The sequence below is a fragment of the Hymenobacter glacialis genome (genome assembly GCF_001816165.1).
Lineage (GTDB): Bacteria > Bacteroidota > Bacteroidia > Cytophagales > Hymenobacteraceae > Hymenobacter > Hymenobacter glacialis.
Map to the genome: position 1 here is coordinate 1 of NZ_MDZC01000079.1, position 18,372 is coordinate 18,372.

18 protein-coding genes are annotated in these 18,372 nt (G+C 59.0%); 13 read left to right on the plus strand and 5 right to left on the minus strand.

Annotated elements, in window-relative coordinates:
- Nucleotides 1-42: 42 nt before the first annotated feature.
- From BEN48_RS12210 to BEN48_RS12220, 3 genes are all read right to left on the minus strand, one after another.
- On the minus strand, nt 43-591 hold the full coding sequence (locus BEN48_RS12210; protein WP_317043706.1) for a JAB domain-containing protein: 549 nt from the start codon (nt 589-591) through the stop codon (nt 43-45).
- Nucleotides 592-614: 23 nt separating this feature from the next.
- Nucleotides 615-1,445 carry a T9SS type A sorting domain-containing protein gene (locus tag BEN48_RS20270; protein ID WP_083321030.1) on the minus strand — a complete coding sequence of 277 codons (831 nt, stop codon included), beginning with the start codon at nt 1,443-1,445 and terminating at the stop codon, nt 615-617.
- Nucleotides 1,446-1,639: 194 nt separating this feature from the next.
- The gene (locus BEN48_RS12220) at nt 1,640-2,992 is read right to left on the minus strand and encodes an exopolysaccharide biosynthesis polyprenyl glycosylphosphotransferase (protein ID WP_241502262.1); all 1,353 of its coding nucleotides are present in this window, start codon (nt 2,990-2,992) and stop codon (nt 1,640-1,642) included.
- A gap of 623 nt (nt 2,993-3,615) precedes the next feature.
- On the opposite strand from BEN48_RS12220, the gene BEN48_RS12225 reads away from it, so the two are divergent.
- From BEN48_RS12225 to BEN48_RS12250, 6 genes are all read left to right on the plus strand, one after another.
- Entirely contained in the window at nt 3,616-4,374 is a 759-nt protein-coding gene (locus BEN48_RS12225; protein ID WP_070735224.1) for a DUF4184 family protein, read from the plus strand.
- A gap of 237 nt (nt 4,375-4,611) precedes the next feature.
- Nucleotides 4,612-5,400, plus strand: a complete 789-nt coding sequence (locus tag BEN48_RS12230; RefSeq protein ID WP_070735225.1) for a polysaccharide biosynthesis/export family protein — start codon at nt 4,612-4,614, stop codon at nt 5,398-5,400.
- A complete protein-coding gene (locus BEN48_RS12235; RefSeq protein ID WP_083321031.1) occupies nt 5,387-7,678 on the plus strand; it encodes a GumC family protein in 2,292 nt (763 codons plus the stop codon). Before BEN48_RS12230 ends, BEN48_RS12235 begins: the two co-directional genes overlap by 14 nt.
- A gap of 93 nt (nt 7,679-7,771) precedes the next feature.
- Nucleotides 7,772-8,059 carry a hypothetical protein gene (locus BEN48_RS12240; protein ID WP_070735227.1) on the plus strand — a complete coding sequence of 96 codons (288 nt, stop codon included), beginning with the start codon at nt 7,772-7,774 and terminating at the stop codon, nt 8,057-8,059.
- Nucleotides 8,053-9,309: a VpsF family polysaccharide biosynthesis protein gene (locus tag BEN48_RS12245; RefSeq protein WP_125932614.1), complete on the plus strand. Its 1,257-nt coding sequence runs from the start codon at nt 8,053-8,055 to the stop codon at nt 9,307-9,309. Before BEN48_RS12240 ends, BEN48_RS12245 begins: the two co-directional genes overlap by 7 nt.
- Before the next feature lie 249 nt (nt 9,310-9,558).
- Complete coding sequence (locus BEN48_RS12250) at nt 9,559-10,365, plus strand: hypothetical protein (protein WP_070735229.1); 807 nt, start codon at nt 9,559-9,561, stop codon at nt 10,363-10,365.
- A 213-nt stretch (nt 10,366-10,578) separates the two neighbouring features.
- Here BEN48_RS12250 and radC read toward each other — a convergent pair whose 3' ends face one another.
- Entirely contained in the window at nt 10,579-11,352 is a 774-nt protein-coding gene (gene radC, locus BEN48_RS12255; RefSeq protein WP_083321032.1) for a RadC family protein, read from the minus strand.
- Nucleotides 11,353-11,508: 156 nt separating this feature from the next.
- Between radC and BEN48_RS12260 the strand changes: the two genes are divergently transcribed.
- From BEN48_RS12260 to BEN48_RS12280, 5 genes are all read left to right on the plus strand, one after another.
- A complete protein-coding gene (locus BEN48_RS12260) occupies nt 11,509-12,717 on the plus strand; it encodes a metallophosphoesterase (protein ID WP_241502263.1) in 1,209 nt (402 codons plus the stop codon).
- 105 nt (nt 12,718-12,822) lie between these two features.
- Nucleotides 12,823-13,449: a hypothetical protein gene (locus BEN48_RS12265; RefSeq protein ID WP_070735231.1), complete on the plus strand. Its 627-nt coding sequence runs from the start codon at nt 12,823-12,825 to the stop codon at nt 13,447-13,449.
- Between the two features lie 106 nt (nt 13,450-13,555).
- Nucleotides 13,556-14,260 (plus strand): carboxypeptidase-like regulatory domain-containing protein, encoded by a 705-nt coding sequence (locus BEN48_RS12270; protein ID WP_125932615.1) that lies wholly within the window; start codon nt 13,556-13,558, stop codon nt 14,258-14,260.
- Nucleotides 14,261-14,526: 266 nt separating this feature from the next.
- The gene (gene uvsE / locus BEN48_RS12275) at nt 14,527-15,513 is read left to right on the plus strand and encodes a UV DNA damage repair endonuclease UvsE (RefSeq protein ID WP_083321033.1); all 987 of its coding nucleotides are present in this window, start codon (nt 14,527-14,529) and stop codon (nt 15,511-15,513) included.
- 127 nt (nt 15,514-15,640) lie between these two features.
- Entirely contained in the window at nt 15,641-15,922 is a 282-nt protein-coding gene (locus tag BEN48_RS12280) for a hypothetical protein (RefSeq protein ID WP_070735233.1), read from the plus strand.
- A gap of 230 nt (nt 15,923-16,152) precedes the next feature.
- Here the strand turns inward: BEN48_RS12280 and BEN48_RS12285 are convergent, their stop codons facing one another.
- Nucleotides 16,153-16,533, minus strand: coding sequence for a hypothetical protein (locus BEN48_RS12285; RefSeq protein WP_070735234.1), 381 nt, complete (start codon nt 16,531-16,533; stop codon nt 16,153-16,155).
- Between the two features lie 342 nt (nt 16,534-16,875).
- Between BEN48_RS12285 and BEN48_RS12290 the strand changes: the two genes are divergently transcribed.
- Nucleotides 16,876-17,427 (plus strand): RNA polymerase sigma factor, encoded by a 552-nt coding sequence (locus BEN48_RS12290; protein WP_206599857.1) that lies wholly within the window; start codon nt 16,876-16,878, stop codon nt 17,425-17,427.
- Between the two features lie 80 nt (nt 17,428-17,507).
- Entirely contained in the window at nt 17,508-18,332 is an 825-nt protein-coding gene (locus BEN48_RS12295; protein WP_070735235.1) for a HEAT repeat domain-containing protein, read from the plus strand.
- Nucleotides 18,333-18,372: the final 40 nt, after the last annotated feature.

Here is an 18,372-nt window from a genome sequence, read left to right on the forward strand (position 1 = left end):
GCCGAATTTAGAGTTTGTCAAAACGGTAGTTTAAACACCACCCTACAGCATCCCCTCATCGGCAAAGCTGTAGTAGCCCTGGTCGGAATAAATGAGGTGGTCCAAAATCGGCAAGTCCAGAAAGCTGCCGGCTTCCTTCAGCTTCTTGGTGAGCTGGATGTCGGCGGCCCTAGGGTTGCGGTTGCCGCTGGGGTGGTTGTGCACCAGGATAATGCTGCTGGCCAGCTGCTCCAGGGCTTCTTTGAAAATCATTTTGGGGTCGGCCACGGTGCCGGCCACGCCGCCGCGGCTGATGGCCGTTTTGCGCATCACCACGTTGGCCCGGTTGAGCAGGATGACCCAGAATTCCTCGTGGGGCAGGTCCATGAGGTGGGGCCGAATGAGCTGGTAGATGTCGCGCGAGCAGGTGATGGTGGTGCGCGGGGCGGCGTCGGCCTCTTTGCGGCGGCGGCCACCGAAGTGCGTCTGAATTCGCCGATGCCGGGGTGGCGGCAGAGCGGTACTCTGACGTAAAAAGGAGCTGCCTGAAATGCTGGCACTGCAACCGGCTGTTTTGCAGAAAAAAACAGCCGGCCAAGTCTGCCAATGCAATGAAGTTTGCCGGTTTAAGCCACTTAATCGATGAGCAGCCGGACTGTAGCTGAGGCCTGGCCTGCCCGGGCCCACACGGTGTAGATGCCGGCGGGCAAGTCCACAAGGTTCAGCTCCACGGTAGTACCACTTGGCGACAGGGTAACGGCCTGCGTCCGCACTGTCTGGCCTAGGCTGTTGATGATTTCGACCATCGCGGCGGCTTGCCCCGGCAGGGCGGGCAGGGCGAGTTGGGTGCGGTGCTGGGCAGGGTTAGGCCAAAGGCTCAGAAAGCCGTCGGCCAGTGCCGCCCGGTTCGCCGTCACCTGCAGCCCTTCAACGCAGATATTAAAGGTGCCGGTCATAACGACCACTGTGTTATTTACGCGGGACCGAATGTAAACCATGCTGCCGGGCGTCAGGTTGCGTAGCGCCAGCGATGAAAACGCAGGGGTACCGCCCTGGCCAGTGGTCCGGTCGCAGGCCAGGAGCACCAAGTTGCCACAGGTCCCTGAGTAAGCGTCTAGAATGGTAGACGTAGTGGTACTGCCAGCGGCCGCACTGGTTCTAATGGTCACGCCTCCATCAGATGGCACCACCACCCGGAACCATACGTCTGGCGTGTTGGAAATGCTACAAGTACCGGAAGGCAGGGAAGCAGGGCTAGCTGTGGCTTGGGTCGTGTTCGCCAACGTGTTAGTACAAGTGGGGCTAGTGGTCAGCAAAATCGCTTGCGCGCAGTCGTCATTGGCGGGAGCCTGGGCCAGCACAGCCACGGCCTGACTTAGCAGCAATATAGCCACCAGGGCTGGTCGAGAGATACAAAGCTGTCCAATAAAGCGAAGCATTTTTAAAGAAGAGTAGTGAAAAATCATAAAAACAAATAAGGCACAACGATAAGCTCAACCCCCAGAATTACCTGTTAGGAACTGCTCGCAAATACCAGTGGAAGAAAGGAAGTTGTGCCGCCTGCCGAACAAAAAAACACATTTCTTGACGGTGTTTTACTTCATGGACCGTGGCTGGGCCCTATCAATTGAAGCAGGCAGAGAAAGCGAAGCCCCGTGGCTTAATAAGCCTTGCTGTCGCCTTTTAGTCCGTTGTAAATGGTAAGAAAAGTAATCTTTAAGTCGAGTGCCAGGCTCCAATTCTCCAGGTACCACAGGTCGTACTGAACCCTTTTTTGAATTTGCTTCACATCCGTGATTTCGCCGCGGTATCCATTCGTTTGGGCCCACCCCGTAATGCCCGGCTTGGCAAATTGCCGGACCATGTAATGTTCTTCCTGAGCCGAGAACCGCTTGGTGTGTTCCAGCATGTGCGGCCTCGGGCCCACAATGCTCATGTTGCCAAGCAGCACGTTTATAAACTGGGGGAATTCATCCAAACTGGTTTTGCGCATAAAGCGCCCAATGGAGGTCACACGGACGTCGTTGCGCGTGGCTTGCCGCGAGTCAGATTCGGAGCTCACCGCCATGCTACGAAATTTGAAGCAACGAAACGGGCGGTTGTTTTTTCCGTTGCGCCACTGGGCGAAGAAGACGGGCCCCGGTGATGTTGCATAAATAATCAGGCTGAGCAGCGGAGCCAGCCAGCTGAGAACAAACACAATAGCTACCGAGCTGATGGCTATATCAAAAATCCTTTTTTGAACCCGGTTTATAACTTCTTCCAACGGCTCTTTCCGCTCAGACAAAATGGGAATGTCCCGGATGTAATCCATGTGCACCGGACGGTTGATGACACTGGCGAAATTGGGAACTATGCGAAAACGAATCAGCGCCTTATCGGCTTGCTTCATCAGCTGATAAATCTCGTTATTATCCTCCGGCATGACGGTGGAAAATATCTCGGTGATGTTCTGCATCCCTGCGATGTGCATGGTGTTGCTGATGCCGGAAAAGACAGGCATGCTGGAAACCTTTGGCACATTGCCGGTCTCGTCAATGAAGCCCACGATACGCGCATTCGGCTCTTCGATTGCCAGGTGGGCGGCCAACTTGCGGGACAGGCTATTGTAACCCAAAATGATGATACGACGATGAAAATAAGCTTTGTTGCTAACCCACAACCGAATGGCTAAAAACAGGAGGCGGTTGAAAAGCAAGCCTTCGGCGAAGTACAAAATGGCCGAGTACAGAAAAACCTGGGGCAGTGGGAAAAAGCCGTTAAATACGAAGGCCATCACCATTACGAAAAAAGCCCAAATAAAATAGCCGCCAAAAGTGGACTTCGTGAAGCTGCGAAAAGACGTGAGCTCCTGGTAGGCGTAAATGCGGCCCAGGCCCGCCATTGTGAGCCACAGCAAGTTTAGCAGCGACCAGTAAAAGGTATGCGTGGTGACCAGACTACTACCGGGGGCTTCATCAATGGAGGTCTGGGTGGTGAAGAGGATGAGGTTAAGAATGAATAGGTCCAGCACCACAAACAGTATTTGCTGGAACTTGAGAAAACGTCGATTCATTACTCGGGAGATAAAGCCGCCTGGTAATTCATTTCAAGCACTTATGCTGCCGCACAGGCAGAAGCCAGCTTGTAGAATTAAAAAACGAAAAATTTGATATTGTACAGTATTCGGTACTCTTGCCAAGGACCGGGAAAGGGCCGGTAGTTGACAAAGGCTTGGTTATGGTCTCATGCTGAGTCTTGGTAAAACTCAGTGAAATGTGCCTTGAGAGCCATTGGACTAAGACTCGACAGTAGAATTAAGACGAAACTTCGAAAAATTTGACCCCGAGTAGAGGGTAAACCCGGCATATCTACGTTTGTTGTCCCAGGAATGGATTGATAAAGCCAAATAATTCCCATTATAGGAATATTTGCACTTTGGCAGGTTGTATGACTGGCTTGGTTTTACTTGCTGGAAAGCGTATTTAGTTGGTAATAGACGCGCCAACCACAGCCCATTATTTTTGCCCCTGCTCACGCTTCTATGCCGGTTAGACACCGGAACAACATGCCAGGACGAAGCCTACAAGTTGCCTGGCAGCTCAAAATCAAATAGGGGTGCCAGCCCTTTCCTTTGTCAGCTTGCTTCAGCCTCCTATGCCGTTCACCCTCTTCCACCCCGCGCTAATACTGCCGCTGCGCCGACTGCCCAAGCGCTGGGTTTCGCTTACGGGCCTGGTAGCGGGCAGCATGGCACCTGACTTCGAGAAGTTCGGCAAAATGAAGGCGCTTAACTACTACAGCCACACGTGGCTCAGCTTGTTGTATTTCACCTTGCCGGTGGGACTGGTCTTGAGCTTTGTGTTTCATGCGGTGGTGCGCAACCCGTTGATGCAGCACTTGCCGGAACCCGTGCGGCGCCGCTTGCGCGGGTACCGGCGATTTGATTGGCGGCGGCATTTTGTGAAGCATTACCCGGCGGTGGTTGCCTCGGTGCTGCTTGGGGGAGCTTCTCACCTGCTATGGGACGGCCTTACGCACCGGCAGGGTCCTTTTGCCCGGCAATTGCCGTTTTTAGATACGCATTGGTCGCTAGGGCCTGTGCGGTTGCCCGGCTTTATGGTATTGAGCGTGGTTACTTCGTTGGTAGCGCTAGGCTATATGGCCCATATGCTGTGGCAGTTGCCCAAGGCCCGCCGCCTGCCCACGCCAGCCCCGGGGTTCCGATTGTACTGGCCCGCGGCAGCGCTCCTCACAGCAGGTATCATCGCCGTTCGGGTCGTGGCTTTTGGAACGACCGGCAACTCCTGGGACATCGCCGTCACGGTGCTCTCCGCTTTTTTATTGAGCCTGGTTCTGACTCCCCTCTTGGGCAAGTTGGGCCGCCGCAAAGCCAGAAGTGCCGGCAACCCCTGACTTGCCTGATTCCCCGGTGCCGTCGGCCAGCGGCATAGGCGCGAACACCTAAGGTCTGAGGCAAGCCGGGTTTTGTCAAAACAAGGTTTTTATGTAAACATTCTTGCAAAATAATCTTGCAAAACAATCCGTTTTAAGCTTAGGTTACGTAAGGTACCCCTAGCCCCAAAAATGGGGTGCCCATATTGGTTAGGCGGCGCCATGCGCCTTGGTCGGCCATATTTTCCTCCCATTTTGATGTTAAAACCTCTATTCAAGTTGCTCGGGCTCGCCGGGCTGCTGATGGCAAGCGCATGTCGACCCGGCCGCGACTTGGTGTACTTCAGCGATTTGAAGCAAGCCGTCACGTATCTGGCTCCGGCCGATAACAGCAACGAGCCCCGAATTCAACCCAACGACCTGCTTAGCATCAGCCTGAGCAGTTTGAACCAGGAGTCTAATGTGCTTTTCAACAGCGGGGTGCTAATGCCCGCGGGCATTAGCGCGGGCGCTGGGGGCGTAATGAGAATCAACGAGGGCTACCTGGTTGACAAAAACGGTGAAATCAACTTTCCGGTGATGGGCAAGGTCGCCTTGGGTGGGCTAACCAAAAAGGAGGCGACCGAGCGAATGACGCAGCAGTTCACGAAGTACGTGAAAAATCCCATCGTCAACATTCTGTTCCTGAACTTTAAAGTGACGGTGATTGGCGAAGTCAACCACCCGTCCACGTTCAACATTCCTTCCGAGCGCATCAATGTTCTGGAGGCCCTCGGGCTGGCCGGCGACATGACGGCCTTTGGGCGACGCGACAACGTGCTCATCCTGCGGGATAAGAACGGTGCCCGCAGCACCATTCGCATCAACCTGAACAATAAAGAGGTATTGAACTCTCCCTATTTCTATTTGCAGCAAAACGACATCCTGTACGTAGAGCCCCACAACCGCTCTAAAGTGGCCCAAACCAGCGCAGGCAACCGCTACATTCCCATTGCCGTGGCCGCTATTACGGCCATCGCCATTTTTCTGGCCAATGCGCAGCGCTAACGGCCCGGCACCCGGCGCGTGGGACGTGCCCGTGGGGTCCGAACGGAGTGGCAGCATCAGCCCGGTTGCTATCCTGAAGCAATATGCTCGACATTGGCCTTTGTTTGCGCTGGGCCTGGGGCTGGCCTTGGTCTTAGCCGCAGTGTTTTTGGCGGTGACGACGCCCAAATACACTGTGACCAGCAAGCTGCTGATACGCGGCATCGACCGGGGGCCGGACTTTTCGGCGAGTAATCCGGCATTTAAGGATTTAGACATTTTTAACGCCACCACCAGCATCGAGAACGAAACCGAGGCGCTGAAATCACGCTTTTTGCTCCGGCAGGTTTTAACCGAGCTCTCGCTTAATGCCAGCTATTTTGCGGAAGGCACATGGCGGAAAGAGGAGCTATACGGGCCGGAGGTGCCCATTCGGGTGGTGGTGCGTACGCTGGCGCCTGCGGCCGCCAAGCACCCCATTGCGGTGCACCTGAAAGACGCTAACACCTTCGAGATAGAAGACGAGGAGGCTGGCCGCAGCACGCACCGCTACGGGCAGGAAGTAAAGAAGCCCTACGGCCGGTTTACGGTGCTATCAGCTGGCGCGGCGGTGCCGGCCTCGTCGAACCGCACCGTGCTGGTGCAGCTGCATAGCCTGCCCACGCTGGCGGAGGACTACAGCCACGACCTAACGGTGGAGCCCGTGAACAAGAAGGCCGCGGTGGTCGAAATCATCCTGCTCGAAGCCGTGCCCGCTAAAGGCACCGCCATCGTCAACAAGCTGATTGAGGTATATAACCGCGAAAACAAAGCAGACCGCAATGCGCTGGCCGAAAACACCATTCGGTTTATCGACAGCCGGCTGCTGGCCCTTTCCGGCGAGCTGACGGACGTGGAGAAGAAGGTGGAAACCTTCAAAAGCCAGAACGCGGTGACCAACGTGACGCAGGAGGCTGCGATTTATGGGGAGGAGGCCAAAAACGTGAACAAGCAGCTCGCCGACGTGACCATTCAGTTGGATGTGCTGGAGTCGTTGCAGCGCTACCTGACGCGGCCGGGCAGCAAAACCAGTTTGGCACCCAGCAACCTGGGCTTGCAGGACCAGACGCTGCTGGCGCTGCTAGCCAAATTCAACGAATTGCAACTGGAACGCGACCGGATGCTGCGTACCACGCAGCCTGACAACCCGCTGGTGGTGAACATTGACGAGCAGCTGAGCGACCTGCGCGGAAACATATTGGAAAACCTGCGCACCATCAAAACCGGGCTGAGCCTCACGCGAAGCACCCTCGAAGCCCGGTCGGGACAGTTTGATGCCAACACCCGGCAGGTGCCTACCATCGAGCGCAAGTTGCAGTCCATTAATCGGCAGCAGGGCGTAAAGCAGGGCATTTACCTGTATTTGCTGCAGAAGCGCGAAGAAGCGGCGCTTTCGCTGGCGGCCACGGGCTCCAATACGCGCGTGCTCGACCCGGCCCTGATTAGTAAGAAGCCAGTAAAACCCTCCAAACCCATTGTGTACCTGCTAGCGGTGCTGGCGGGCCTGCTGCTGCCGCTGGCGTTCGTGAGCGCGAAAGGCTTGCTCAGCGACGCCGTGGAAACCCGCGCGGCTGTGGCCCAGCGCTCAGCTGTGCCCGTGGCCGGCCAAGTGGGCCGCCTGCGGCCGGGCCAGCTGCTGCCCGTGGCCGAGGATGCGGGCAGCCCGCAAGCCGAAGCCTACCACTACCTGCGCGCCGATGTGCTGGCGGCCCTGGCCGGAGGCCCCGCGCAGGTGTTGCTGCTCACCGCTGGGCAAGCCAATGAGGGCCAAACCGTGGTGGCCCTGAACCTGGCCGCCAGCCTGGGCCAGGTGGGCAAGCGGGTGGCGGTGGTAAACTTCAACCTGCGCACGCCGCACTTGGGCAAGTACCTCGCTGCCAACAACGCAGCTGGCGTATCGAACTACTTAAATGGGCCGGGCGGACCGTCGGCTCCATTAATGAACTCCAGCAGCCTGGGCCCCAACGTGCAATGGATGGACGCGGGGCCTCTAGCTCCCAACCCGACCGGGCTGATGGCCAGCGGCCGCGCCCAAGAGCTGCTGGCGGGCCTGAAGCCCCAATTCGACCACATTCTGGTGCTGACGGCCCCCGTGGGTCAGGTGGCCGACGCGCTGTCGTTGGCTCCGCTGGTAGATGCCTGCCTGTACGTGGTGCGCCTGGGCCACGCGCGAGCCGCACATCTCGACGTGGCCACGGGGCTGGCTGCGGGCGGGCAGTTTCGCCGCGTGTTCCTGGTGCTGAACGACGGGTTGGCTTAGATTAAACCGACCGCTAGCTCCCTACTGGCGCATTGGTTTTTCCTTCGGCCCTCAAAACAAAAAAAATGTTTCCCTGCGCTTTGCAGGCTGCTTATGCAGGTATTGAAAATCAGTAAATCCTCGCCGGCCTTTGTGTTTTCGGCCGTTACCAATCTGGTAAGCCTTGTGGCCTTTACCCGCTTGCTGACGCTGGAAAATTACGGGCCGCTCTCGCTGGCACTAGTGAGCGTGGCGATGCTGCGCTTTTATAAAAGTGAGGAAGGAACAGGTGCCTTGGGCCTGCACTTTGCGGCAGGCATCACGGGGCTTTTCTTGGCAGTGGGGGCTGGGGTAGCCCCGCACGGTTCTAGCAGTGGCCATTTCCTGACGTGGCCATGTTAGCTCCCGCCTCTACATTGTTGCCGCCTGCCCCAGCCCATGCCTGGAACATCCGGGGCCTACAGCACGCTACCTTGCTGCTCATCGTGGCGCTGTGCTTCTTAGGCATGAACGTGCTTAAGCACCTGGGCTATGTGATGGGAACCGAGGCCGTGAGCACCTTCACCAAGATTCACCCGCTCACCTACCTGCTCTTCGGCCTGGTACTGTTCAACGGGTTGCTGTTTGACTACTCGCTGCTGCGGGCCATTTTCCGCAACCGGGCCAGCCTGTCCTACGCCCTCACGCTGCTGGCCTTGATGGCCTACCTGGGGCTCAGCGGCACAGCCAGCGCCATCGGCTATATCTTCGACACCCTACTGGTGCCGGTGCTGGTGCTGGGCTACCTGCGCACCCTGCCACCCGATATCGCGGCCCGGGCCCCGCACTACGCCTTGGTGGGAGTGCTGTTGAATTCGGCGGGTGCTATTGCCGAGCGGGTGCTGTCGCACAACTTCTTTCCGCTGGCCGATGACCTGTTCGGCGACGTGTTCCGGTCGTCGTCGCTGCTTGGCCACCCGCTCAACAACGCTCTGATAACGTTTGTGTTCGTAATGTTTGTGCTGCTGGCCGAGCTGTCTACCGCGCGCAAGTGGAGCTACTTGCTGGTGCTGCTCACGGCCTTGCTCTGCTACGGGGCACGAGCGAGCCTGTACGTATCTGTTGCAGCGGTAGCGGGGCTGTACCTGTTTCCACTGTTTTTTTCGGAGCGGCCGTACTACCGGCGGTCCAACAAGCTGGCCGTGGCCGTGCTGGTGGCCTTCTCGGCTCTGGGGCTGGCGTATCTGGTGCTGTTCACGCCCTTCGGCGAGCGGCTGATTGACGCCTCGTTCTACGACGATTCCAGCGCCGGAGCCCGGGTCGAAGCCCTGAACCTGATTGACTTTAGCCGGCCTTCGGTCTTTCTTTGGGCCCGGCCGCAAGAGCGCATCGACTACCTGATGTACCTCTACGACATCTACATCATCGAGAATTTTCTCATCGTGTGGCTGCTCAAGTTTGGCTTGGTGTTCAGCGGCCTGCTGGCGGCGGCCTTGTTCTTTTTCCTGCGCTTCAGCAGCCGCTTGGTGTCGGGGCCGTATGCGCTGCTGGCGGTGGGTCTATTTTTCGTCACTGCCGCCACCAACAACTCATTGGCGTCCAGCACATCGGTCATCACCTTGTTCGTTATCCTGTTTGCCACGCCTACGCCCCGGTACCGCTTTGCGCTGTAGGCGGTATCGAAAACCAGCTTGTTGCATCCTCAACCAAATAGGTAGCGCATCCTCATGTGGCCCTGTTGGTTGTCCACCGTCGCTACAGCGCCAATAGGCTGCGCTGCATCGGCCCACGGGTAACGGCCGACCTACCTCGACCGCGCCGAAAGCAACAAGTGGGATTAGGGACCCATGGCGCGGGCTTGGCGGCTACTCCGCTCCCTGCTGACCGCCAGTGTGCTGGTAGTGATGTTTCAACTTTATTCCATGATGCCCAAATCTAACCCGCTCACTTTTCGATTTATCCTGGTCTCGCTGGGATGGATTATTGGCGCTTACGCCACTGTGCTGGTGCTGCCCACTCAACTGCTGGTGCGCATCACCCAGGAAGACAGTTTTTTTGAAAACCTGACGTTTTTGGCCTTTTTTGCCGCCGCAGGAGTTTTCATGTACTTGTATTTCGCTAGGCCTGAGCGCAACAATTTTCTCTTTTTCACCACTCGAAAAAACCTTTTCTACTTGCTGGCAGCAATCTTGTTTTTCTTTTGCGGGGGCGAAGAAATCAGTTGGGGTCAGCGCGTGTTCAACACAACCGCCACGGGCATGTTTGCCGACAACCTCCAGCAGGAAACCACCCTGCACAATCAGCCCGCTTTCGTGTATGAATACTATGACCAAAACGGCCGGGTGGTTCAAAATGGCGGGCTCTTGCTCCGAGTGTTTCGCCAGGAAAACCTCATCAACCTGTTCTGCTATTCCTGGTGCTTACTGGTACCCCTGAGTTCGCTGCTTGTGGCTCGCCTACGCCGCTTTTGGGCGGTCCTGAATGTGCCACTGATGCCGTTGTGGATGGGCGGGCTGCTGGTACTCAACAACGCGTTGCTGCACGTAGGCCGGTTGTTGCTGCCCGGCAATAGCGAGCTGACGGGCATCAAAATCGTGGAAATTAAGGAATGTGGCATCGCGCTCTTGTTCCTAAGTATTGGCGTGTGGTTTTGGCTGCAAAACCGTAGGCAAATAGCCGCAGCTACTTTGCTGGCACCCGAAAACGATGCTTCGGTCCCTGTTGCCTAGCGCTAGAAATCCACGCCAAAACCCTTTTTGCCAACGCCGCGCAGGTTTTTCGGCAATATAACGGGCTTTAAAAACGGTAGGTAAAGACTGGACAGGATAGATTCCAAACTGGCCGTAGCAGAATTTGCTTATACATAAATGGAAAGAAACGGCACACCAAGACTTGTGAAACCGTTGATTAACGTGCTGCAAAACGGTGGTTTCAACACCACCCTACAGCATCCCTTCATCCGCAAAGCTGTAGTAGCCTTGGTCGGAGTAAATAAGGTGGTCCAGTATGGGCAAGTCCAGAAAACTGCCGGCTTCCTTTAACTTTTTGGTGAGCTGGATGTCGGCGGCGCTGGGGTTGCGGTTGCCGCTGGGGTGGTTGTGCACCAGGATAATGCTGCTGGCCAGCTGCTCCAGGGCTTCTTTGAAAATCATTTTCGGGTCGGCCACGGTGCCGGCCACGCCGCCGCGGCTGATGGCCGTTTTGCGCATCACCACGTTGGCCCGGTTGAGCAGGATGACCCAGAATTCCTCGTGGGGCAGGTCCATGAGGTGCGGGCGAATGAGCTGGTAGATGTCGCGCGAGCAGGTGATGGTGGTGCGCGGGGCGGCATCGGCCTCCTTGCGGCGGCGGCCCAGTTCCAGCGCCGCCACCACCGTAATGGCCTTGGCTGGTCCGATGCCGGGGTGGCGGCATAGTTGCTTCACGCTTTCGCGGGCCAGGGCGTTGAGGTCGTTGTCCACGCCTTTCAGCATGAGCATGCCCACGTCCACGGCCGATAGTTTGGTGGTGCCCGAGCCCAGCAGAATCGCAATCAATTCGGCATCGGAGAGGGCGGCGCGGCCCTTGGTCATCAACTTTTCGCGCGGCCGGTCGTCCTCGGCCCAGCTCTTGATGCCGGAGGCAGCGGGGGCGGCGTAGGGCGGGGGCGTACCCGGCAGGGGCGGGGCGGCGGCCGGCAGGGCAGTGCGTTCGGTCAGGCTGTCAGGTGCTTCCATGCGGCACGGGGTTGGTAGAGGAGGGAATATCAATTAAATGTAAAGTAACAGCCTGGCGGGCGCGTTTAAACACCAAGCCGGCTGGGGCGTTATGCACGTGCGGCAGTGTCCGCTTTAAATCTGAATATGCGAAATCCGTTGGTTTTATGGTTGTTTTTGGCCGTCATCGTGTTGGCCGAATGGTATGGGTATCAGGCCGTGCGCACCATGGCGCAGCACCAGTCGGTGGCCGCGCGCCGGGGTATTGCAATAGTGTACTGGGTGGTTTCGCTGGGCGTGTGGGCGTTGGCCTTCTGGGCCGGCACCACCCGCCAAATGGGCAATACCGTGCTCAAAAGTTACATCATGAGCCTGCCGCTGCTGCTGCTGGCCGGCAAGTTTATTATCCTAATTCCGCTGCTGCTGGAAGATGCCACGCGGCTGGTACGCTGGGCCATGGGGGCGGCCACGCAGCCCGCGGGCCTGGCCGGCAACGCCATGCCGCGCAGCGAATTTCTGGCCAAGCTGGCGCTGGGCATCGGCGCCATTCCGTTTGTGGCGCTGCTCTGGGGCATGGTGCGCGGCGCCACCGACTACCAGGTGCGCCGCGTGACGCTGCGCTTCCCCAACCTGCCGCCCGCGTTCGACGGCTTCAAGGTGGTGCAGATTTCGGACCTGCACACCGGCAGCTTTAGCTCCACCGAACCGCTGGAGCGGGCGGTGGCCCTCATCAATAAGCAGGCGGCGGACCTCGTGCTCATGACCGGCGACCTGGTGAACAACCGCGCCACCGAAGTGGAGCCGCACATGCCCGCTTTGGCTGGTATCAAGTCGGAGCTGCCCATTTTCTCCAGCCTCGGCAACCACGACTACGGCGACTACGTGCAGTGGGAAAGCCCGGCCGAGAAGCGCGCCAACCTGGAGCGCCTGATGCAGAACCACGCCAAAATGGGCTGGACGCTCATCAACGACACCAGCCACACCATCACGCGGGGCGAGGACAAAATAGCGGTGCTGGGCGTGCAGAACTGGAGCGGCCACTCCAACTTCCCCAAGTACGGCAACCTGCCCCAGGCCCACGCCGCCAGCGGCGACGCGCCCTTCAAAATCCTGCTCTCGCACGACCCCTCGCACTGGGAAGCGCAGGTGCTGAACTACCCCGATATCGACCTGACACTCAGCGGACACACCCACGGCATGCAGTTTGGCGTCAACCTGTCGTTTTTGAAGTGGAGCCCCGTGCAGTATGTGTACAAGCAGTGGGCTGGGCTCTACGAACAGGGCCGTCAGAAGCTGTACGTGAACACCGGATTGGGCTATTTGGGCTATCCGGGCCGGGTGGGATTTCTCCCCGAAATAACCGTGTTTGAGTTACGGCGCGCCTAGCCGTGCCCGGGAATTATATCGTTGGGGTAACATCCGGCACGGCCTCTCCGTAAAGCGCCCTCAACAAACCAACCACTCCGGTTGTTTTCTTTAATCCTCCCATTCATGAAAAATTCCCTGTTGATTCTCGCGGGCGCTGCTGCCCTTTCGCTGGCCTCCTGCTCGCAGGAAAAGACCACCGACACCACCGTAGCCGCCGGCGATGGCATGACGACCACTACCACTACCACCACCACAACTGCCATGTCGGAAGCCGACATGGAGGCCCGCGCCCAGCGCATTGCCGACAGAATGGTGGCTGATATGAAAATCACGGACGAAGCGACCAAAAACAAAATCCGCACCGTGTACGTGAACCGCTACCGCCAGATGGGCGATATGCAGACCAAGTACGCTACCGACACCACCGGCATGGCCGCTGCCAAGCGCGAGTCGATGGCCGTTGCCGATGCAGAATTCAAAACCATTTTCGCTGACCCCACCCAGTACCAGGCCTACGAAACGGGCCGCATGACCTACTACAACATGGCGGACGAAGACGCGGCCATGTCGTCGGGCAACATGAATTCTTCGTCTGATATGGATATGTCGGATGAAGGCAGCAAAGTGAAGGTGAAAGCCGATGGCGACATCAAAATCAAGGATGCCAACGGCAACGTAACCAAAATGGACGGCGACGACGGCACCATCAAAATGAAGGACGAGAGCGGCAACAAAACCAAATTGAAATAGCTCGTTGGGCTTTTTTGCCTAGCGCCTTGGGCCCGCACCTGCAACGGTGCGGGCTTTTTTTGTCTCCCTGCTGCACAACTTTGCAGGGAAATGATGTTTATGCGGCGTGATAAGATTAGGTGGATTGGTACAGATGGTGAGTAGGCCCGGCGCATGTAGGCGCCTGCAGTGGCTGGTGGCCGCCCTGCTGTGGTGGCTGGGCGTGGCGCAACCGGTGCAGGCCCAGCAGCAGGTGCGCGTGAGCGGCACCGTGTCGGCGGCCGACACGCGCCTGCCGCTGCAGGGCGCTACAGTGGCCGTGCAGCGCACCCGCACCGGTGTGGTAACCACCGCCACCGGCAGCTTTGCCATAGACGCGCTGCCCACCGACACCGTGCTGTTCCGGGCCTTGGGCTACAAATCGCAACGCTTCCCGCTGGGCGGCACGGGCCTTTCGCAGTTCATTGTGCGCATTCGGCTGGTGCGCGACAGCGTGCAGCTAGGCGAGGTGCAGGTAGTGAGCGACCGCGCCGACCGCGCCCTCATCAATCGCGCCCTGCGCAACATGAAAAAGCCAGCTCCGGCGGTAGTAAACGGACCCAAGCGTCCCCCCAAACCCAAGCCCCTGTTCGCCGTGGATTCGGCTGCCCCCAAAGCGCCGGTGCCCACCATTCAAAGCCCGGTGAGCCTGATTTACGACCAATTCTCACGCGAGGGCAAACAGCGCCGCAAGATGGAGGAGATTGAAGCCGCGAAACGAGCTGAAAAAGCCCGCAAGGCGAAGCTGCAGTACAATAAGGCCTTCAAAGACAACCGCGGCTACGAGCCGTAGGTGTTGGCCCCAGCCCGGGGACGGTTTCAACGCGCCAACCTCACCCCTGCCGGGCACGGCCCCAGCCCCTCTCCAAAAGAGCGGGGAGCCTGACGTATGATGTGAAAATAGGCGAGTGTCAATGCTACGCTCGTGCCGCCGTGGCTCCCCTCTCTTTTGGAGAGGGGCCGGGGCCGTGCCCGGCAGGGGTGAGGTTAGCCGGCGGGGAGGATAGCCGGTCCAGAATACTGATAACTGCCATCCGCCCTTTCCCGTAAGCCTAAGATATGAAAATCGGGTATCCCTGCGTGAACGAGGCGATGGATTGCAGCGCCGCCAACACCTTCCGGCTGGCTTCCTACTCCGAGGAGCGGCTGCTGGCGGCGGTGTCGGCCAACCTGGTGTGCCTGCGCCGCATGCTGGAATGGAACGTGGCCCAGGGCCTGCTCTTTTTCCGGATGGGCTCGGGCATTGTGCCCTTCGGCTCGCACGAAATCAACACCTTCCCCTGGCAAACACATTTCGCGGCGCATTTCCGGGAAATAGGGGACTACATCAAGGCCAATGACCTGCGGGTGAGCTTCCACCCCGACCAGTTTGTGGTGCTGAACTCGCCCAGTCCCGACATTGTGCGGCGCAGCATCGATGAGTTGATTTACCAGGGCTCGATGCTGGATTTGATGGGCCTCGATGGCACAGCCAAGCTCCAGATTCACGTGGGCGGGCTATACGGCGACCGGGAACTGGCCATCAGCCGGTTTGCGGCGGTGCACGCCACGCTGCCCGCGGCCGTGAAGGCCCGCGTGGTGGTGGAAAACGACGACCGGCTGTTTCCGCTGCGCGACTGCCTGCGCCTGCACGAGCTAACTGGCGTGCCCATTCTATTCGACAACTTCCACCACGAGTGCCTCAACCACGAGGAGCCCATGGCCGAGGCCCTGCGCCTGGCCGCCGCCACCTGGCACCCCACCCGCGACGGCGTGCCCATGATGGACTACAGCTCGCAGGCCTTGGGTGAACGCAAAGGCAAGCACACCAACGACCTGGTGGACGAGCGGTTCCGCGAATTCCTCAGCAACCTGCACGGCCTCGACATGGACCTGATGCTGGAAATCAAGAACAAGGAAGCCAGCGCCCTGCGCGCCGTGGCCATTCTGCGCGAGCTGGGCCTAAGCGCCCCGGCCCCCAACATCCCCAGCCCGCCGCTCACCCTGCCGCCCGACCCCAACGCGCCACCCAAGGCCAAGCGCGCCCCCAAATCAACTGCCGTTTAATACCGCCGCACCGGCGGCTTCAATCCTTCTTGTATCACTTCAACCCCCTTTCAATGCCATCCGACCACCTTCTAGCCACCGTCAGCGCCCTCAAAAACGCCTCACCAGCCTGCCTCTGGGCTCGGCCATGGACAATACCGAAACCTGGCAGCAGCAGTTCCTGCAGAGCGGCGAACCCGGCCTGCAGGACATTGCCCGCGAAATCGGCAACCTGCAGTCCCTGCTCACCAGCGGCGCCCTGAGCGCCACTGCCATCGGCAATTCGCTCACTATGCTGGGCAACCAAACCAGCCAAATCAGCGCAACCGCCGCGGCCGACCTCAAGAAGCCCCTCCTGGACCTGGCCGACACCCTGCGCCGCCACGGCAGCGACCTGCTGGCCCACGCCGATAAAAAAGGTAAAAAGTAGCCTGAGTCGTTGCGCAGTCGTCATATACTACCACTGCCTTAGCAAGTCATACCGAGCGCAGCCGAGGTATCTCGCATGCCACCAGTACTCTCCTATAATTGGTGTAGCAGTGGTACGCGAGATACCTCGACTACGCTCGATATGACGGATAGGCACTAGTTTCAAAACCAAGTAAAAAGGCCCGTTCAGATAACTGAACGGCTTTTTACTATAATTCTGATATGAATAGGCTACGGCTGGGGCACGTTGCTACTGTTGCTTCGGCGCGAGCGGCTGGGGACAGCTTCGGTCGAGTTGCGCCTAGGGCTCCGCTTAATGATGGGCTGCTCGCGAACGTCGGGGACGGATGTGGGCGACATTTCCGGTGTGGCGGCTGGCGTGTAGCCGCGTTCGGGCAGCTGGCGGCTGGGCTGAGCGTCGCGGTTGGTGGGCGTGCGTTGCATTTCCGGCGGCCCCTGAATGGTGCTCTGGTTAAGCGCCGGGTTGACGGGCGGGATGGCGGTCTGGCCCTGGCTGCCGCCGCGCACAGGCGCCGTGGGGTCGAAGGGAATGGTTTGGGCCTGGGCCGAAGCCGCGAACAGGACCGATGCCAGTAAAAGGAAGGTTTTCATGACGGGTGGGGGCTGGATTGAAAACAAAAACGCCGGCTGCTCCCTCAAGGAATCAGCCGGCGTGAGAAGCTTTACGTGCCTGAAAGGCAAAAAGTTACCGGCGGAGGTTATAATTTGGACGGGTAGGCTTTCTTTATCCCTCTGTTGCAACCGCAACTCAACAACTATCGATGGGTGACGGAGATAATGCAGGTGCTCGGGGCCGACGAATGCCACCTACCGCAACAGGTGCTTGTCCTTGCACAATGCAGCCAGCAGCCTTACGAAAAAAAAGTTTGGCCCCGCTGTAACGAATGCTCCGCAGCTTGGTACTCCTTGCAATTCACCCCCAAATACCCACCCGTGACCACCACGAGTACGAGCGACGAAGACCTGATGGCCGCAGTACGCGCCGACGACCTCGACCAGCTCGTGCCGTTGTTTGAGCGCTACCACGGTCCCCTGTTCAACTACCTCACCCGCCTCACCAACGACCGCGAAACCAGCGAAGACCTGACCCAGACCGTGTTCGAGCGCATTCTCAAATACCGCAGCAGCTACCAACCCACCCAGCCCTTCCGGGCCTGGGTGTACCAGATGGCCCGCAATGTGCACGCCGACTACTGGCAACGCCAGCAAAAGCTCCGCGCCGCCGACGACGTAGCGGAAGTAGAAAAAACCGGCGGCCTGCGCGGGGCCGCCTTCGCCCAAATGCGGGTGAACAGCTGCGCCGACGACCTGCACGAAGCCCTGGCTCTGCTGCCCACGCCGCAGCGCGAAATTCTGGTACTACACCGTTTCCAGGGCTTTGGCTACGAAGAAATTGGCCAGCTCCTGGGCTGCACCGCCGAAGCCGCCCGCGTGAAAGCCCACCGCGCCCTGCAAGCGCTGCGCAAAATCTACTTCACCGATTAAATCTGGTTGTCAGCTGAATAAGGGATTCAGCCCCAGCCAATAGAAACAAAAAGCCGACAACCAGCAACCGACAACTAAAAATGAAAACGCCCGAACCTTCTGCCTGCCACGAGCTGGAAGCGCTACTCCCGGCCTACGCCGAGCGCAGCCTGCCCGCCGCCGAGGCCGACCGCGTGGCGGCCCATTTAGCCACCTGTTCGGGCTGCCAGCTGCAGGTCACCCAGCTCCGCGCCCTTACCGCCGACCTGGACGCCGCCCTGCCGGAAGTGCCCGGCACGGTGCTGCGCGCCAACTTTATGGCCTTGCTGCAAGAGCAAAAGGCGCTGTTGCAACCGGTGGCCGCCGCGCCGCCCGCCCCCGAAGCCCGCGTGGTGCCAATGTGGGCCTCGGCTGCCACCTGGTTGCGCGTTGCGGCCAGCGTGGTGTTGGTTGCCGCCGGGGTGTTGCTGGGCCGGCAACTGCCCTGGGGCACCCGCAGCAGCAATGCCATTGCCGTGGCTTCCGGCAAGCCGGAATCGGTAGCGTTGCGGCAGGCGCTGGCGGGCCGCACGGCCTCGGCCAGCGACCGGATTCAGTTGGTGAGCAATTCTGGCAAGGCGTCGGAACCCGGCGACCCCACGGTGCAGGTGCTGCTCAATACCCTCAATTTCGACGCCAGTCCCAACGTGCGTCTGGCTGCCTGCGAGGCCCTCTATCGCCTGCGCGACGACCCCCGGGTGCGGGAAGGGCTGGCGCATTCGCTGGCCATTCAAACCGACCCCAACGTGCAAATTACCCTCATCGACATGGTGGTGTCGATGCGCGTGCGCCGCGCCGTGCCCCAGCTCGAACGCCTGTCTAAACGCGCCGATGCCCTGCCCGTGGTGCGGGCCCAGGCCGAAGCCGGTATTGGCAAATTGATATAAATCCCGCTCGATTCACCGCCTTTTTCTCACCTGATTTCTG

Coding starts and splice junctions, on each gene's coding strand:
- BEN48_RS20270 (WP_083321030.1), bottom strand. CDS start 1,445: ATGATTTTTCACTACTCTTCTTTAAAAATGCTTCGCTTTATTGGACAG.
- BEN48_RS12225 (WP_070735224.1), top strand. CDS start 3,616: ATGCCGTTCACCCTCTTCCACCCCGCGCTAATACTGCCGCTGCGCCGA.
- BEN48_RS12230 (WP_070735225.1), top strand. CDS start 4,612: ATGTTAAAACCTCTATTCAAGTTGCTCGGGCTCGCCGGGCTGCTGATG.
- BEN48_RS12235 (WP_083321031.1), top strand. CDS start 5,387: ATGCGCAGCGCTAACGGCCCGGCACCCGGCGCGTGGGACGTGCCCGTG.
- BEN48_RS12240 (WP_070735227.1), top strand. CDS start 7,772: ATGCAGGTATTGAAAATCAGTAAATCCTCGCCGGCCTTTGTGTTTTCG.
- BEN48_RS12245 (WP_125932614.1), top strand. CDS start 8,053: ATGTTAGCTCCCGCCTCTACATTGTTGCCGCCTGCCCCAGCCCATGCC.
- BEN48_RS12250 (WP_070735229.1), top strand. CDS start 9,559: ATGATGCCCAAATCTAACCCGCTCACTTTTCGATTTATCCTGGTCTCG.
- radC (WP_083321032.1), bottom strand. CDS start 11,352: ATGGAAGCACCTGACAGCCTGACCGAACGCACTGCCCTGCCGGCCGCC.
- BEN48_RS12265 (WP_070735231.1), top strand. CDS start 12,823: ATGAAAAATTCCCTGTTGATTCTCGCGGGCGCTGCTGCCCTTTCGCTG.
- uvsE (WP_083321033.1), top strand. CDS start 14,527: ATGAAAATCGGGTATCCCTGCGTGAACGAGGCGATGGATTGCAGCGCC.
- BEN48_RS12280 (WP_070735233.1), top strand. CDS start 15,641: ATGGACAATACCGAAACCTGGCAGCAGCAGTTCCTGCAGAGCGGCGAA.
- BEN48_RS12285 (WP_070735234.1), bottom strand. CDS start 16,533: ATGAAAACCTTCCTTTTACTGGCATCGGTCCTGTTCGCGGCTTCGGCC.
- BEN48_RS12295 (WP_070735235.1), top strand. CDS start 17,508: ATGAAAACGCCCGAACCTTCTGCCTGCCACGAGCTGGAAGCGCTACTC.